The following is a 16,345-nucleotide window of genomic DNA, read 5'->3' on the forward strand; positions in this document are numbered from 1 at the left end:
TGCTTCAAACGCCGCGCGTAACCGCACGAGGCGTACGAGCGAAGAGCCATCCATCGGACTTGGAGAAATGCCGCATGACGCCCGCCGCCCTGCCCAGGAAACACGCTGCCTACCGCTGGACGGCGATCGTCGCCGCGCCCGCCCTGTTCACGCTCGCCTTCGCCTACGTCGGCGGCTGGCTTTCGCCGCAGCGGCTCACGCCGAAGCGCCTCATCGACCAGCTCCAGGCCAACGCCGGGTTGCATCCCGGCTATCGGCGCAACCACGCCAAGGGCGTGTGCGTCGCCGGCTATTTCCAGGGCAACGGCCAGGCCGCCGCGTATTCGGTGGCACAGGTGTTCGCGGCAGGCCAGCGCACGCCGGTGGTCGGCCGCTTCGCGATTCCCGGCGGCAACCCTTACGCCCCCGACGGCAGCGTGCCGATCCGCAGCATGGCGCTGCGCTTCGCCCAGGCGAACGGCCAGCAGTGGCGCACCGGCATGAACAGCATGCCGGTGTTCCCGGTCGCCACGCCGCAGGCGTTCTTCGAGCAATTGCAGGCGGGGCAGCCCGACCCGGCCACCGGCAAGCCGAACCCGAAGAAGCTTGCCGCCTTCTTCGCGGCGCATCCGGAAACCGCCGCGTTCCGCGCCTGGGCGAAAACCGCGAAGCCGTCCGCGAGTTTCGCCACGGAAAGCTACTGGGGCCTGGACGCGTTCTACTTCATCGACGCGCAGGGCAAGCGGCATGCGGTGCGCTGGCGCATGGTTCCCGAAAACGGCGCCGCCGCGGCGGGCGGTGCCGGCACCGATTACCTGGATGTCGACCTGGCGCGGCGGCTGGCGCAGGGTGCGCTGCGCTGGCGCCTGCTTGTCACGCTGGCTAACCCCGGCGACCCGACCGGCGACGCCACCAAAACATGGCCTGCGGATCGCCGCGAGATCGACGCCGGCACGCTGACGCTCACCGACACCACGCCGCAGGCAAGCGGCGAATGCCGCGACATCAACTACGACCCCACGGTGCTGCCGCACGGCATCGCGATCTCCGACGACCCGCTGCTGCCCGCGCGCTCGGCCGCCTATGCCGATTCCTATCTGCGCCGCACCAGCGAGGAAGCGCACCTGCCGGGCTCCGCCCGCATGCCCGCGCAAGCGCAACCGGAGGCACGGCGATGAAGAACACCACCGGCGTGTTTACCCTGCCCGCCCGCGTGCTGCACTGGCTGATGGCCATCCTGATCCTGGCGATGCTGTTCATCGGCGTCGGCATGGTGGCGTCGGTATCCGAGCGCCATGAATGGCTGCTGCGCATCCACAAGCCGCTGGGCATCGCGATCCTGCTGCTGGCCGTGGTGCGCCTCGCCGTGCGCCTGCGCCATCCGCCACCGCCACTGCCGGCGGATCTGCCCGCGCTGCAGAAGCTGGCCGCACACGCCTCGCACTGGCTGCTCTATGCGCTGATGATCGCAATGCCGCTGGTGGGCTGGGCGATGCTCTCGGCCGGCGGCTACCCGGTGATGCTCGGCGATTCGCTGCGGCTGCCACCGATCTTCCCCGTCAGCACGACCGCGTTCGCCATCCTGCGCCACCTGCACACCTGGCTGGCACTGCTGCTGTTGCTCACCTTCCTCGCGCACCTGGGCGCAGCGCTGTACCACGGCCTGATCCGACGCGATGGGGTGCTGGCGAGCATGGTAGGGAGAAGGCACGGGCCGTGATGCGATCACCGCGACGGAGTCTCAATGGCAAGCCAGCGGCGGCTGCAACTTCGCGTGGAACAGCACGTCGTAGGCCAGCGTGCCCATGACGGCGTAGCCGCGGTCGTTCGGATGCAGGCCGGTGTCGCCCGCGCAGACGGTGGCCATGCCGACCGGCAACGGCGACTGCTGTGCGACCAGCGGCGGCGGCTTGTACGCGCCTGCCACGGCGGCGGCGAAATCGACCACGCCATCGAAGCTGCCCGAACTGCGTAGCCAACGATTGAACTGCAGCCGGACGGCCTCCCGCTGCGGGTTGTACCAGCCTGGAAATCCGGCGAACGGCATGACGGTGCCGGCATAGATGCGCAGATGATGCTGGTGGGCGACGTCGGCCAGCATGCGCATGGAAGCGATGAGGTCGCCCGCCGATGCGCCAGTTGGATAACCGGCGGAATCGATGCCGCGATTGATGTCGTTGGCGCCGAACAGCACGACGACATCCGTGATGCCGGGGCGGTCGACCACGTCGCGCAGGAAGCGCTTCAGGCCGGAAGCGCCGGCCTCGGGCGAGCCGATCTGGTCGGTGCTCAGTTCGTCGGCGCTGATGCCGGCATTCACCACCGCCGCCGCATCGCCGTTGCGCTGCGCAAGGCCGGCCAGCACCGCCGGCCAGGTAGCGGTGGGCGCGCTGGCGAGTGCGCCATCGGTGATCGAATCGCCGAACGCGACGATGCCGCGGGTGCAGGCCGGCGCCTCGACCTCGACGCCGGCCAGCACATAGATGTGATCGCCATCCGTGCGAGGCAGCGCTTTCGCGGCGGGACGCTGCGCCAGCGACGCCTGTTGCAGGGCATCGCCATCGACCGCGTACGCGACGCGCACCGGTTCCAGCGGATGGAAATCGGCGAGTTGGGCCGGCCCGTCGAAGTACAGGCTGACGGCCACGCTCGACAGTGCCGGCACGCGCAGCTCGACCGGATCGCTTACTGCCTCGCTACCGGGCGCGATGGTGATCGAGGGTTTACCTCCGTTGAAGCTCAACGCCCGGTCGCTGTCGGGTTCGATCGCCGACAGGTCGCCGGCATGCCTCGCGCCCAGCGCAATGCGCGCGGCGCTCACGGTGAGCGGCGCGCGGCCGTAGTAGTTCGACAGACAGATACGCACGCGCTCACCGCCTGCACTAACGTTCACGCTCTGGCGCAGGGTCAGGTGATCGACCGTGGGCGCGCGTTCGATGGGCTGGCCGTAGGCGTCCAGTTTTGGCTTGCCGTCGCTGCCGGCGACCTGCACGTATTGCGAAGTCATCGCCTGCCCCCAGGTGGCGATCCATTTCCGCGCCGCCGGCTTCGCATCCGTCGCGCCGGCGTGGAAAGGCAGGCAGGCCGACAGCAGCGCGATCACGAGCCGCATAGGGAGAGCGCGATGTGCGTGTGCCATGCGTATGTGCCGGAGAGCGAGGGAGCGTCTTCCCGGATCGTTCGGCAGGCTGTGCCAGATGTCAACGCAGCGGACAACCGCTGTGATGTCCAGACCCGACGAAACAGCGAGTCAGATGGTCGCGGCAGCGGCAATCGCATCCACGGCAAGACTGCTCACAGGCCCGGAGCGGACTGCTGGCCCATTTGCGCGCCGTGGGCCCTGGGCAAGGCCTGGACATGCGCCTGCATTCGATCGGCCTGCTCGATCCGCTGGATCGACTGCTGGGGTTCGGGGGACGGTGTCTTCACGTCCACCACGACCGGCGGCCTGGGCTCCATGGCCGGCATGAAGTGCATGACGCCGCGGTGCTCGTCGTAGGCGATCGAACCGAGGTTGCGGTGGTTGAGCTCGCCAGCATGGCAGGCGGCGGTGAACTGCAGCAGGCGCTTTTCGCCAGCGGCCGGGATGCGCTCGCGCAACTCTTGGTACAGCGCGTGATCGGGATGATCCGCATGGCGCGGATCGTTGCGCGCATAGCCCGGATCAGCCGGCGTGATGGCCCGGGTTGGCGAATGCGGCGGCAACGATGCCTGCGCGGCCGGCGACTGCATGGCCGGATGCCGCACGGCCGCGCGCGTGGCGTCGAGCTCCGCCCGTACATGGCCTTCCGCGACGTTCGAGCCGTACAACAGGCCGGGCGTGCTCCACTGCCCGTCCGCATTGCGGGTGTAGGTATGGCCATCCGAGGCTTGCAAGGTGTTTTCGCTTGCCTTGAGCGCAGCGGTCACCGACTCCGGCATCGGGCCGAATTTCTCCCAGCCGTTTCGCTCGTACGCCGATTGGTAGCGTTCCGCGATGCCGCGCGGCGAACTTGCCAGGTTGTCGCGGATGGCCTGGTGCGCCGCCGCGTCGAGTTCCATGGCGCGCTGCGGGCTGGCCACTTCGGCATGCGTGCTCTTGAGTCCGTGCTCCATCAACTGGTCGGTCACGGTACGCGACCACTGTTGCGTCTGCGCGTCGCGCACCCATGGCGCATCCAGACGGCTCGGCGTGTCTTTCGGCCCGGCCGGTTGCGTGTAGGGATCGCGCGGCGTCGGCGGATGGGCCAGCGCCAGCTCCACGGCTGTGCTGTTGGCCTGGAAGGTCAGCCGTTCGGCCACGGCGGGCGGAGCGGTTTCGACGTGCGTGCTGCTCAAGCCGCGTTCGGCGAAGGCATCGACCGCCGTGCGCGTCCAGCCCTGCTGCGGCTGCTCCGGGTCGAGGTGCCACGTGGTGCCGTGCGGATCGGTCTGGTTGTAGATCCTGTGGTTGTCCCAGGCGTCGGCGAGCTTGTCGCCGCCGATGGCGCCGGCCACGCCGCCTGCCCCGGCGACAAGCAGATCGAACGGGCCGGACTCAGCGCCCGCTGTCCCAAATATTTCCGCGCCAAGCGCCGCACCGCCCCACGCGCCGAGATTGCGTGCGCCGAAGTGCTCGATCGTCGAGGCCGCACCGATCCGATTGCCCTGATCGAGCAGGTCGGAGGCGCGCCCCGCAGTTCGGGTCGCATCGACCATGACGACCGCCGTGCCGAGAGCACTGGCGCCACGCACGAGATTGGGCGAGAACCCCTCGCGTTCGATGTCGGCGGCAAGGTGAGGTGTGTTGTCGATAGTCTTGACGTAGACCGGTGCGGTGAACAGCTTGCGATTCGGTACCAGCGCCTGCTCGGCACCACCGGTCTTGGTGACCAGGCCGCCAAGCTCGGAGGTTGGCGCCACTGTATTGACGAAGACCTGCGTGGGAATCTGGGGCGCAATCCGGTACATGTCGTAACGCGGCGCCTCGCTGCCGATGGGCAGGCCGAAGTACTCGGAGATGTTCTTGCCAGAGGCCATGGCGGCTTCGGCGTGGGCCTCCCGCGCGAAAAATGGGGAGTGGGCGCTTGGACTCGCGCCTTTGGCGACGAACTTGACTAGCGCGTCTTGAGTGCCGAGTGTCTCCATGCGGGGGAGTTCTCGACCAGATCGCAGGTGCTTGATGGCACGATCATCGATCGTTGATGAAGGCGCATTTGGATCGGCCTCCGCAAGCCGATACCAGTACAGGGTACCCTCGTTGGTGTCTAGGTAGGCGCGTGCGTCCGCTTCGCTTACACCGCTGGGTCTAAAGGTATCGCCCTTGGCGATAGCAGCAACATGCTGCTGCTTGAGCACATCGGCGGTGAGGTCGTTGCCGTTCATGGCTGCGAGCCTTTTGCCATAGCCTTCCGCATGGCATCCATACGCGCGATGCGTTGCTTGTCTTGCTCGGTTCGGCCTCCTCTTAGTTCGACGGAAAATTCCACGTAAGCATCATCGACGCTTGGATTCTTGTATGGGATGTAGCGTCCATCTCCAAAGTTCCACGCGCCAGGGACATCCATGCTATCCATCGGCACTAATATCCTGCCTGCCTTGGCATCCTCGATCAGCGGAGTCAGCGAGTGCAGCAAGCTCTGCACATCATCGCTGTCGGGATACTGCTTGAGCACCCACTCCAGATGCTCGGCAGCGGCCTTGAGCTTGATGGGGTCGATGGTCTGGGTCATGGCGCGATCTCCTTATCGATGGTTTGGTGACGCGTGATGTTCCGCGGCTGCGATTCTGGCATGGTGAATGAAACCGGCGACGCCCGCATGGCAAACATGCGTGATGCCATGACGGAATTCACGGGCAGGCATCTGCATGCGTCTGGAAGTAGTCCCAGAGTTCCGACATGCCGCCCATGTTCAAGCGGGCTGCTCCCATCAATCTCTCTACTTGAAATGCCTTTGCGATGGCTTCGGCATCGCCACCAGCCTCCGCGGCCTCGAGTTTGAGCTTTGCCTCGGAAAAGAAGACATCCAACTGGTCCTCAATGGCCCATACAGCCCGCTCAAACTGCGGAACCCCGTGCTTTGGCTTCTCAACCAGCTGATTGAGCGACTGCTGCAGAGCCTCGATATGCTCTGGATAGTCCTTGAGCATCTCGCGCAGTTTTTGCGGAACCGACGGCGAGGGAAGCATGGGCATGGCGGCTCTCCTTGGCTCGATGGAGCGACAACAAGCCTATGGCCTATGTGTTCGCGTTGACAGTCCGGTTCACGGCTACAACGAACCTGACGGGCCGACACCATATCCCGGCAGTGTCACCTGCGACAGCGGAGGCCTTCGCAGAACGATCATCGGGCTGCCGGCCTTGGTCAATTCCGTTGGCAGCGACGCATGCGCCGGATAAACCGAAGCATCCTCAGTAATGGCGTGGGTTGCGTCACCCTGCCCAGCTTGGCACATGCACCTGATGCATTGATGTCCGAAAACGGCGAGTTTCCTTGTCGGCGCGGTGCTAGCCTGCTGGCATGAACGATCAACACGCCCCCGCCCTGCCCGATGTGCGCGCTTGCGAGCAGGCTCGGCTCAGCCGCGATGCGCGCTTCGACGGCCTGTTCTTCACCGCCGTGCGCAGCACCGGCATCTATTGCCGGCCGGTGTGCCCCGCGCCGTCGCCGAAGCGCGAGAACGTGCGCTACTACGCAAGCGCGGCGGCGGCGGAAGCGGCCGGCTTCCGGCCCTGCCTGCGCTGCCGCCCGGAGCTGTCGCCGGGCAACGACGTGTGGCAGCGCGGCGACCACGTGGTGGCGCGGGCGTTGAAACTGATCGAACACGACGCGCTGGACGAAGGCTCGCTGGAGCAGCTCGCCGCACGCGTCGGCGTGGGTGCGCGGCAACTGCGCCGCCTGTTCGCGGAGCGGCTGGGCGCGCCGCCGCTGAGCGTGCACACCACGCGCCGCCTGCTGTTCGCAAAGCAGCTGCTGACCGAGACGGCGATGCCGGTGACGGACGTGGCGCTCGCGTCCGGCTTCCGCAGCCTGCGCCGCTTCAACGCCGCGTTCGCGCAGGCGAACCGCATCGCGCCGCGCGAACTGCGCCGCCAGCCGCGCGCGGCGAAGAGCGATGCGCTGACGCTGCGGCTGGCCTACCGCCCGCCGTTCGACTTCGCGTCGCTGCTCGCGTTCCTGCGCGGCCGCGCGCTGCCCGGCATCGAGCAGGTGGACGAATCCACGTATGCGCGCGTGTTCGGCCCGGCGAACGCGCCGGGCTGGCTGCGCGTTTCCGCGTGGCCGGGCGGCGAACACGCGCTGAAGCTGGAACTGCATTGCCCGCAGCCGGCGCAGATGCAGGGTGTGGTGTCGCGCGTGCGCCGCCTGTTCGACCTTGATGCCGACCCGCGCACGATCGCCGATGCGCTGCGCGGCGAAGCCACGCTGCGCCCGCTGCTGCGCAAGCGCCCTGGCTTGCGCCTGCCCGGCAGTTGGGACGGCTTCGAGATCGCGGTGCGCGCGATCCTCGGCCAGCAGGTGAGCGTGGCCGCAGCGCGCACGCTGGCAACGCGCCTCGTGCAACGTCACGGCATCGCGCTGGCCGCCGCACCGCTGCTGGGGCTGGATCGCCTGTTCCCCACGCCCGAGGCGCTGGCGGATGCCGACCTGCGCGAACTCGGCGTGACCACGGCGCGCGCCGAAACGATACGCGGCGTGGCGCGCGCCCTGCTCGACGGCCGCGTGGATTTCCGCGCGGAACGGCCGCTGGACGAATTCGTGGCGCGCTGGGTCGCGCTGCCCGGCATCGGCGAATGGACGGCGCACTACATGGCGATGCGCGCGCTGAGCCATCCCGATGCGTTCCCCGCCGCCGACCTGATCCTGCGCCGCGCCGCCGCACGAGGCGGCGATGCGCTCGGCACCAAGGCATTGACCGCGCTCGCCGAAGCATGGCGGCCGTGGCGCGCATACGCGGTGATCCACCTGTGGCGCGCCAGCGCCGACGCCGCACCCGCGCCGCGCACGAAACGCAAGGGAGCCCACGCATGAGCACGCAGGAAACGATCTGGTACGACGAACTGGCCACGCCCATCGGCCAACTGCGACTGGTGGCCGACGCGCAGGGCCTGCGCGAAATATGGTTCGAGAACGGGAAACACCGGAAATCGCCCGACCCGCGCTGGGTGCACGATGCGGACAAGCTCGCGTTCGCCCGCGTGCAACTGGAGGAATACTTCGCCGGCACGCGGCAGGCATTCGACCTGCCGCTGCATCCGCTGGGCACGCCGTTCCAGTTGGCCGTGTGGCAGGAGCTGGCGCGCATCCCCTACGGCACCACGGTCAGCTACGGCGACATGGCCCGCCGCATCGGCCAGCCGCTGGCGGTACGCGCGGTGGGCGCGGCGAACGGCCGCAATCCGCTGCCCATCGTGCTGCCCTGCCACCGCGTGATCGGCAGCGACGGCAGCCTCACCGGCTTCGGCGGCGGCCTGCCAACCAAACGCTTCCTGCTGGCGATGGAAGACCGCCACGCGCGCGGGGATCTGTTCGCGGCGCCCTGAGCGCCTGTTCACGGTTCCCGGGCACCTGCGCGAAGCACCAGCCCTGTGTACGTCATTCCGGCGCAGGCCGGAATCCAATAGCCGTATGGCTTGATCGAGCGTGACCGTCACTGGATCCCGGCCTGCGCCGGGATGACAACCGGGCAGGTGATCGCCACCGGAAGTGGAGTCGCCTTCCTGTTGCATTTCGTATAAGCGACACCGCCCCAACCAACGGCATATGGTGTCGCACGCCGCACGATGTATACAATGTATACATGACACGCCTAACCACCTCCGAGAAGATCCTGCGCGCCGCGCACAAGCTGTTCGACCGCGAAGGCGCGGACGCGGTAACGATGCGACGCGTGGCCGAGACGGTGGGTATCACGCCGATGGCGATCTACCGCCATTTCCCGAACCGCGAGGCGTTGCTCAAGCGCGTCTCCGACGACGGCTTCCAGTCCGTGGCCGACGACTGGCAGCAGCAATCCGGCCGCGGAGACGTCATCGGGCGACTGCTCGCCACGCAGATGCTCTACCTCGACTACGCGCTGACGCACCCGCATCTGTTCGACCACGCGTTCTCGGTGCGCCGCGACGACGCGCGACGCTTTCCCGAGGATTTCCGCGCGCGCCGCTCACCCACGCTCAACGTGGTGGCCGACGCCGTGGCTGAAGGCATGCGTGAAGGCGCGCTGCGCAAGGACGACCCGTGGGACGTGGCGATGACGCTATGGGCGCACACGCACGGCCTGATCGCGCTGTACCGCGCCGGCCGCTTCAGTTACGACGACGAACGATTCCGCGCGTTCTACCGCGCGTCGATAGGGAGGCTGCTCGATGGCATCAGGGCTTGATCGCAGGAAACTCGTCGGCGCGCTCGCGGCGACGGCGCTGGGTGCGCTGGGCTGGTGGTTCGGCAGCGGCCTGCGCCCGCTGTGGTGGCTTGCCTGGCTCGCGCCGCTGCCGGTGCTGTGGCTGGCGCCGCGCGGGCGGGCGCGCTGGGCCGCGCTCGCCGCATTCGCCGCTTATGCAATCGGCGGCTGCAACCAGTGGGCCTACCTGCACGGCGTCATCGGCTTGCCGCTGCCGTTCATCATGGAGGCCATCGCCGGGCCGGCGCTGGTGCTCATGCTGGCCGTGCTGCTGCACCGCCGCCTGCTGCTGCGCGGCCATACGGTGGCCGCCGCGCTAGCGCCGGCCGCGCTGTGGGTGGCGGTCGAATACGCCAACAGCCTGCTGTCGCCGCACGGCACCTTCGGCAGCATCGCCTATAGCCAGATGGACGCGCTGCCGGTAATCCAGGTCGCCGCAGTCACCGGCCTGTGGGGCGTGAGCTTCCTGCTGCTGTTGCTGCCCGCCGCGATGGCGACCCTGGCGTGGCCGCAGACGCCATCGCGCCGCGGCCATACCGCCGTGCTTGCGGTGGCGCTGGCTCCGCTCGCCGCCGCCCTGCTCTACGGCGGGTTGCGCCTGCAGGCGCCGGCAGATTCCACGCTGCGCATCGGGCTAGCGTCGATCGAGAAGCCGATACGCCCCGAGCTGGGCAGCGCCACTGGTCAGGCGCTGCAGGCGCGCTACGTGCAAGCCATCGATACGCTGGCGCAGCAGGGTGCGCGCGCCGTGGTGATCCCGGAAACCTCGTTCGCCACCGCCGATGCCAGCGTGCCCGCCTTCGCGCAGCTGGCCAGCCGGCACGAGCTGGCGCTGGACATCGGCATCGACTCCACGCGCGACCCGCAGGCCGAGCGCAACATGGCAATGGCGTTCGCGCCGGACGGCGCGCCGCCGCTCACCTACGACAAGCACCACCTGATCCCCGGCTTCGAACGCCAGTACACGCCAGGCACGGACTACACGATGTTGCCCGGCACGCCGCGCATCGGCCTGGCGATCTGCAAGGACATGGACTTCCACGACACCAGCCTTGCCTACGCGGCGCGCGGCGCGCAACTGCTGCTGGTGCCCGCCTGGGACTTCGGCATCGACGGCTGGCTGCACAGCCGCATGGCGATCATGCGCGGCGTGGAGAGCGGCTTCGCCATCGCCCGCTCCGCGCGCAGGGGCAGGCTCACGCTCAGCGACGACCGCGGCCGCGTGCTGGCGGAAACCTCCAGCGAAATGCACGACGCAACCCTGGTGGGCGACCTGCCGCTGCGCGCCACGCACACGCTCTACGCGCGCTGGGGCGACTGGTTCGCGTGGCTGGATCTGGCGCTGCTGGCCGCGTTGCTGCTCATGGCACTGCCGCGTCGGCGCGGGAACTGAAAACCCGAAAGCTCTGCTCGTCATCCCGGCGCAGGCCGGGATCCAGTAGCGATCACGCTTGTTCAAGCCTTACGGTCACTGGATTCCGGCCTGCGCCGGAATGACGAGCGATAACGCAAAACCCCACTCCCACAAACAGAAACCAACGGATTGAAGGTCGCTAACAGGCTCTCAGGGATGGCCCTGTTGTGGAACAGCCGGCGTAGAAGCATCGCGGTACTGGCTGGCCGTATCCTGCTGCTGCGCGTTGTCGCGCTGCTGTTGCGCGCTGTCGGCCTGCTCCTGTTGACGGCGCGCGTCCGAGCCCTGCGCCAGCGGCTGCTGCGCCATGTTCGAGACGTTCTGGCGCTGCTGCGACTGCTGCTGGCTCTTCTGCAACTGGTCGTTCACGTGCTGCCGTTGCGCGGTTTGCTGGAAGCTTGCGTTCGCGGGCGTGGTCTGCGCCGAGGCGGCGCCGGCGAACGCCAGCAGGACGGCCAGCGAACAAAATCCACTGCGGATGCGTGCGATTGTCATGGCTTCTGGGCGATCATTGGGGGAACACCCGCATCGTATGACATCCACATGAAATTACTGTCACGCCTGCTGCTGGCTGCGCTGGTCGCATTCAGCGCCGGTTGCGCCACGCAGCCGCCCGCCACGCCCGCGCACGCTGCCGCTACCCGGCCGGCGCCGCTGCTGCTGGTTTCCATCGACGCGTTCCGCGCGGACTACATCGACCGCGGCCTCACGCCCACGCTGGCGATGCTGGCGCAAGGCGGCGTGCATGCCGACGCGATGCAGCCCTCGTTCCCCTCGCTCACCTTCCCCAACCACTACACCATCGTCACCGGCCTGCGCCCCGACCACCACGGCATCGTCAACAACACCATGGTCGACCCGGCGCTGGGCAAGTTCACGCTGGGCAACCGCAAGGCGGTGGGCGACGGCCGCTGGTGGGCCGGCGGCACGCCGATCTGGGAAGACGCCGACGCGCACGGCCTGCGCACCGCCACCATGTTCTGGCCCGGCAGCGAGGCCGACATCCACGGCAGGCATCCGGACTACTGGCTGCCCTACGACGGCAAGGTGACGCCCGACCAGCGCGTGGATCAGGTGCTGGCCTGGCTGGATCTTCCCGCCGCGCAGCGCCCGACCTTCCTCACCCTGTATTTCGACGAAGTCGACCACGCCGGCCACGACCACGGCCCGGATTCGCCCGAGGTGAACCAGGCGCTGCGCGACACCGACGCCGCGCTGGCGCGCCTGGTGGCGGGGCTGAAGCAGCGCGGCCTGTTCGACCGGATCAACCTCATCGTGCTCGCCGACCACGGCATGGCCAGCAATCCGCTTCCCAACAGCGTGCTGATCGAAAAGCTGGTGCCGCTGGACGAGGTGAAGACCGTCAGCCTCGGCATCGTCGCCGGCTTCAACCCGAAGCCGGGCTTCGACTTCGCCGCCATCGAGCGCAGGCTGGAGCAGCCGCAGCAACACATGCGCTGCTGGGACAAGACGCGGATCCCCGCCCGCCTGCACTACGGCAGCAACCCGCGCGTGCCGCAACTGGTGTGCGTGGCCGACACCGGCTGGCGCATCACCACCGCCGACTACCTGGCCAAGCACAAGGGCAGGATCAGCATCGGCGAGCACGGCTACGACAACGCCGACCCGCTGATGCGCGCGCTGTTCGTCGCGCACGGCCCGGCGTTCCAGGTGGGAGCGCGCTTCCCCGAATTCCCGAACGTGGACGTCTATCCGCTGATGACCCACCTGCTCGGCATCCCCGCTGACCGCAACGACGGCGACTACGACGCGGTGAAGGGCATGCTCAAGCCCGACGCGCGCTGACGCGCGGGCGGGATCGGAGCGGAGCGACGCGCTACACTTGAACGCTTCCCCGGCGCGGCACCCCATGCGCGCCCCCAGCGCCCGCGTGCCCATGTCCGCTCCGATTCCGCATCCCCCGCTCCCCACGTCGCCGAAGCAACGCCGCTACTGGACGCCGCCGCACGGCTCGTCGCGCGCCCTGCTGCTGGCCGAAGCTGCGCGCGCACATCCGGGCCTGCTGGTGGCGGTGACGCGCGATACCCAGCGCGCCTCGGCGCTGGAGGACGAACTGCGCATCTTCGCCGGCGACCTGCCGGTGCTGCATTTCCCGGACTGGGAAACCCTGCCCTACGACGTGTTCAGCCCGCACCCGGAGATCGTCTCGCAGCGCATCGCCACGCTGTACCGCCTGCCGGCGGTGAAGCGCGGCGTGCTGGTGGTGCCGGTGGCCACGCTGATGCAGCGCATCGCGCCGCGCTCGCACATCGCCGGCTCGGGCCTGGTGGTGGCGAAGGGGCAGAAGTTCGACCTGGCCACCGAGCAGCGCCGGCTGGAAGCCAGCGGCTACCGCAACGTGCCGCAGGTGGCCGAGCCGGGCGACTTCGCCGTGCGCGGCGCGCTGATCGACATCTATCCGATGGGCGCGGCCGAGCCCTACCGCGTCGAGCTGTTCGACGACGAGGTGGAATCGATCCGCAGCTTCGACCCGGAGACGCAACGTTCCGCGCAACCGGTGGAGAAGGTGGAGCTGCTGCCCGCGCGCGAGTTCCCGCTCACCGAACAGGCCGCCAGGGATTTCCGCGGCGCCCTCCGCGAGCGCTTCCCCATCGACGTGCGCCGCTGCCCGCTCTACCAGGACATGAAGGAAGGCGTCACGCCGGGCGGCATCGAGTACTACCTGCCGCTGTTCTTCCCGCAGACCTCTACCTTGTTCGAGTACCTCGCCGACGACGCGCTCATCGTGCTGGGTGAAGGCGCGGGCGAGGCCAGCGAGGTGTTCTGGACGCAGACCGGCGAACGCTACGACCAGCGTGCCCACGACATCGAGCGCCCGGTGCTGCCGCCGGCCGAGCTGTATCTCTCGCCCGAGCAGTTGCGCGAACAGTTGAACAGGCGCCTGCGCGTGGAGGTGGTGGACAGCGGCCACGCCCACGCGATGGACGCCGGCACGCAACCGGCGCCGGAGCTGCCGCTGAACCGCAAGGGCGAGGAACCGGGCACGTCGCTCAGGCATTTCCTCGAAAGCTATCCGGGCCGCGTGCTGGTGGCCGCGGATTCGGCGGGGCGGCGCGAAGCGCTGCTGGAGACGCTGGCAAGCGCTGGGCTGAAGCCGGAGAACGTCGAAAGCTGGCAAGCCTTTCTCACTCGTCATCCCGGCGAAGGCCGGGATCCAGCTGCGGCAACGCCCGAACACACGACGACGCCGCTGGATTCCGGCCTGCGCCGGAATGACGAGCCATCGCGCTTCGCCATCGCCATCGCTCCGCTGGAACAAGGCTTCGCGCTCAGGCAGCCCGCGCTCACCGTGCTCACCGAGCGTGAGCTGTTCGGCGAGCGCGTGCGCAGCGAGCGGCGCAGGCGGCGCGGCGCGGCACGCGATCCCGACACCATCATCCGCGACCTCACCGAGCTTTCCATCGGCTCGCCCATCGTGCACGTGGATCACGGCGTGGGCCGCTACCAGGGCCTGCTGTCGATGGAACTGGGCGGCATGGAAGGCGAGTTCCTGGTCATCGAGTACGCCAAGGGCGACAAGCTCTACGTACCGGTGGCGCAGCTCGGCCTGGTCAGCCGCTATTCCGGCACCGCGCCGGAGCTGGCGCCGATGCATTCGCTGGGCGGCGACGCCTGGGAGCGCGCGCGCAAGAAGGCCGCGGAAAAGGTGCGCGACGTGGCGGCGGAACTGTTGGCGATCTACGCGCAGCGCGAGGCGCGCGGCGGCGAGTCGTTGCCGATCGACCGCCTGCTGGTGGAGGAATTCGGCGCCAGCTTCCCGTTCGAGGAAACGCCCGACCAGGAGCAGGCCATCGCCGCCGTGCTCGGCGACCTCGCCGCGCCGCGCGCGATGGATCGCGTGATCTGCGGCGACGTGGGCTTCGGCAAGACCGAGGTGGCGCTGCGCGCCGCCTTCGCCGCCGCCACCGCCGGCAAACAGGTAGCGGTGCTGGTGCCCACCACCCTGCTCGCCCAGCAGCACTACCGCAACTTTGCCGACAGGTTCGCCGACTGGCCGGTGAAGGTGGACGTGCTGTCGCGCTTCAAGTCCGCCAAGGAAGTGAACGAGGCGCTGAAGCGACTGGCCGACGGCCAGATCGACGTGATCGTGGGCACGCACAAGCTGCTGCAGCCCGACATCAAGTTCAAGAACCTCGGCCTGGTCATCGTGGACGAGGAACAGCGCTTCGGCGTGCGCCAGAAGGAGCAGCTGAAGAAGCTGCGCGCGGAAGTCGACCTGCTCACCATGACCGCCACGCCGATCCCGCGGACGCTGAACATGGCGATGAGCGGACTGCGCGACCTCTCGCTGATCACCACGCCGCCCGCGCACCGCATGGCCGTGCGCACCTTCATCTCGGCATGGGATCCGGCCACCATCCGCGAGGCGTTCCAGCGCGAGCTGCAGCGCGGCGGCCAGGTGTACTTCCTGCACAACGAAGTGGAGAGCATCGAGCGCACCGCGCGCGAGCTGGAGGAACTGATCCCCGACGCGCGCATCGGCGTGGCCCACGGCCAGATGGCCGAGCGCGAGCTGGAACGGGTGATGGCGGACTTCCACCGCCAGCGCTTCAACGTGCTGGTGTGCACCACCATTATCGAGACCGGCATCGACATCCCGACGGCCAACACCATCATCATCGACCGCGCCGACCGCTTCGGCCTGGCGCAGCTGCACCAGTTGCGCGGCCGCGTGGGCCGCTCGCACCATCGCGCCTACGCCTACCTGATCGTGCCCGACCGCAAGTCGATCACCGCCGACGCGGAAAAGCGCCTGGAGGCACTGGCCTCGCTGGAGGAACTTGGCGCCGGCTTCACGCTCGCCACGCACGACCTGGAGATCCGCGGCGCGGGCGAGCTGCTGGGCGACGAGCAGTCCGGCCAGATCCAGGAGATCGGCTTCGGCCTCTACACCGAGCTGCTCGACCGCGCCGTGCGCGCGCTGAAGAGCGGCAAGGTGCCCGACTTCGACCTCAGTTCCGAGCACGAGACCGAGGTCGAGCTGCACCTGCCCGCGCTGATCCCCGACGACTACCTGTCCGACGTGCACACGCGCCTGACGCTGTACAAGCGCATCGCCAGCGCGCGCAACGAAGACGCGCTGCGCGACCTGCAGGTGGAGATGATCGACCGCTTCGGCCTGCTGCCCGAGCCCACCAAGACCCTGTTCGCGCTGTCCGGCCTCAAGCTGATGGCCACGCCGCTGGGCATCCGCAAGCTCGACTTCGGCCCCAACGGCGGCCGCATCGTGTTCCGCGACAAGCCCGAGGTCGATCCGATGGCGATCATCCGGCTGATCCAGAAGCTGCCGCGCGTGTACAAGCTGGACGGCCAGGACAAGCTGCGCATCACCCTCGACCTGCCCGGCGCCAGCGAGCGCATCCGCAGTGCACAGGAAGTGCTGGTGCTGCTGGGCGCGCGGCGACCGGGCTGAAGATCGAGGAGCGAGGGAGAGGAGTGAGCCGCGAGAGGGAAGCCGAAGAGCTTCACGCCTGCTCCTGCTCCTCGCTCCTGTTGTCTCGCTTCCCGCCCTACGCATGACAGCTGTCAATGGCGCGGCTGCCGCGCCCGGCGAAGAATGGCCGACATCTC

At 68.4% G+C, this 16,345-nt stretch carries 13 protein-coding genes; 8 read left to right on the top strand and 5 right to left on the bottom strand.

The features are described 5' to 3' along the window. The first annotated feature begins 74 nt into the window (after positions 1–74). Together ACZ5Z2_RS12000 and ACZ5Z2_RS12005 are read left to right on the top strand one after the other, a co-directional pair. On the top strand, positions 75–1,157 hold the full coding sequence (locus ACZ5Z2_RS12000; protein ID WP_464758820.1) for a catalase family peroxidase: 1,083 nt from the start codon (positions 75–77) through the stop codon (positions 1,155–1,157). Beyond that, complete coding sequence (locus ACZ5Z2_RS12005) at positions 1,154–1,699, top strand: cytochrome b (RefSeq protein ID WP_464758821.1); 546 nt, start codon at positions 1,154–1,156, stop codon at positions 1,697–1,699. The genes ACZ5Z2_RS12000 and ACZ5Z2_RS12005 overlap by 4 nt, the downstream gene beginning before the upstream one ends. A gap of 21 nt (positions 1,700–1,720) precedes the next feature. Here ACZ5Z2_RS12005 and ACZ5Z2_RS12010 read toward each other — a convergent pair whose 3' ends face one another. The 4 genes from ACZ5Z2_RS12010 to ACZ5Z2_RS12025 all read right to left on the bottom strand — a co-directional run bounded on the left by ACZ5Z2_RS12010 (position 1,721) and on the right by ACZ5Z2_RS12025 (position 6,132). Then, positions 1,721–3,091, bottom strand: a complete 1,371-nt coding sequence (locus ACZ5Z2_RS12010) for a GDSL-type esterase/lipase family protein (protein WP_464758822.1) — start codon at positions 3,089–3,091, stop codon at positions 1,721–1,723. A gap of 182 nt (positions 3,092–3,273) precedes the next feature. Further along, positions 3,274–5,322 carry a hypothetical protein gene (locus tag ACZ5Z2_RS12015; RefSeq protein ID WP_464758823.1) on the bottom strand — a complete coding sequence of 683 codons (2,049 nt, stop codon included), beginning with the start codon at positions 5,320–5,322 and terminating at the stop codon, positions 3,274–3,276. Further along, positions 5,319–5,669, bottom strand: a complete 351-nt coding sequence (locus ACZ5Z2_RS12020; protein ID WP_464758824.1) for a hypothetical protein — start codon at positions 5,667–5,669, stop codon at positions 5,319–5,321. The genes ACZ5Z2_RS12015 and ACZ5Z2_RS12020 overlap by 4 nt, the downstream gene beginning before the upstream one ends. Positions 5,670–5,787: 118 nt before the next feature. After that, complete coding sequence (locus ACZ5Z2_RS12025; protein WP_464758825.1) at positions 5,788–6,132, bottom strand: hypothetical protein; 345 nt, start codon at positions 6,130–6,132, stop codon at positions 5,788–5,790. Positions 6,133–6,458: 326 nt separating this feature from the next. On the opposite strand from ACZ5Z2_RS12025, the gene ACZ5Z2_RS12030 reads away from it, so the two are divergent. The 4 genes from ACZ5Z2_RS12030 (at position 6,459) to ACZ5Z2_RS12045 (ending at position 10,732) form a co-directional block, all read left to right on the top strand. Then, the gene (locus ACZ5Z2_RS12030) at positions 6,459–7,970 is read left to right on the top strand and encodes a DNA-3-methyladenine glycosylase 2 family protein (RefSeq protein WP_464758826.1); all 1,512 of its coding nucleotides are present in this window, start codon (positions 6,459–6,461) and stop codon (positions 7,968–7,970) included. Further along, positions 7,967–8,482 carry a methylated-DNA--[protein]-cysteine S-methyltransferase gene (locus ACZ5Z2_RS12035; RefSeq protein ID WP_464758827.1) on the top strand — a complete coding sequence of 172 codons (516 nt, stop codon included), beginning with the start codon at positions 7,967–7,969 and terminating at the stop codon, positions 8,480–8,482. Before ACZ5Z2_RS12030 ends, ACZ5Z2_RS12035 begins: the two co-directional genes overlap by 4 nt. Positions 8,483–8,739: 257 nt before the next feature. Continuing rightward, positions 8,740–9,321: a TetR/AcrR family transcriptional regulator gene (locus ACZ5Z2_RS12040; RefSeq protein ID WP_464758828.1), complete on the top strand. Its 582-nt coding sequence runs from the start codon at positions 8,740–8,742 to the stop codon at positions 9,319–9,321. Then, positions 9,305–10,732: a nitrilase-related carbon-nitrogen hydrolase gene (locus ACZ5Z2_RS12045; RefSeq protein WP_464758829.1), complete on the top strand. Its 1,428-nt coding sequence runs from the start codon at positions 9,305–9,307 to the stop codon at positions 10,730–10,732. Before ACZ5Z2_RS12040 ends, ACZ5Z2_RS12045 begins: the two co-directional genes overlap by 17 nt. A 171-nt stretch (positions 10,733–10,903) precedes the next feature. On the opposite strand, the gene ACZ5Z2_RS12050 is transcribed toward ACZ5Z2_RS12045, so the two are convergent. Beyond that, positions 10,904–11,248, bottom strand: coding sequence for a hypothetical protein (locus tag ACZ5Z2_RS12050; RefSeq protein ID WP_464758830.1), 345 nt, complete (start codon positions 11,246–11,248; stop codon positions 10,904–10,906). Between the two features lie 48 nt (positions 11,249–11,296). Between ACZ5Z2_RS12050 and ACZ5Z2_RS12055 the strand changes: the two genes are divergently transcribed. Beyond that, a complete protein-coding gene (locus tag ACZ5Z2_RS12055; protein WP_464758831.1) occupies positions 11,297–12,559 on the top strand; it encodes an alkaline phosphatase family protein in 1,263 nt (420 codons plus the stop codon). A gap of 91 nt (positions 12,560–12,650) precedes the next feature. Then, positions 12,651–16,187, top strand: a complete 3,537-nt coding sequence (gene mfd, locus ACZ5Z2_RS12060) for a transcription-repair coupling factor (RefSeq protein WP_464758832.1) — start codon at positions 12,651–12,653, stop codon at positions 16,185–16,187. Positions 16,188–16,345 lie beyond the last annotated feature (158 nt).

The organism is Rhodanobacter sp. G1, assembly GCF_055397855.1.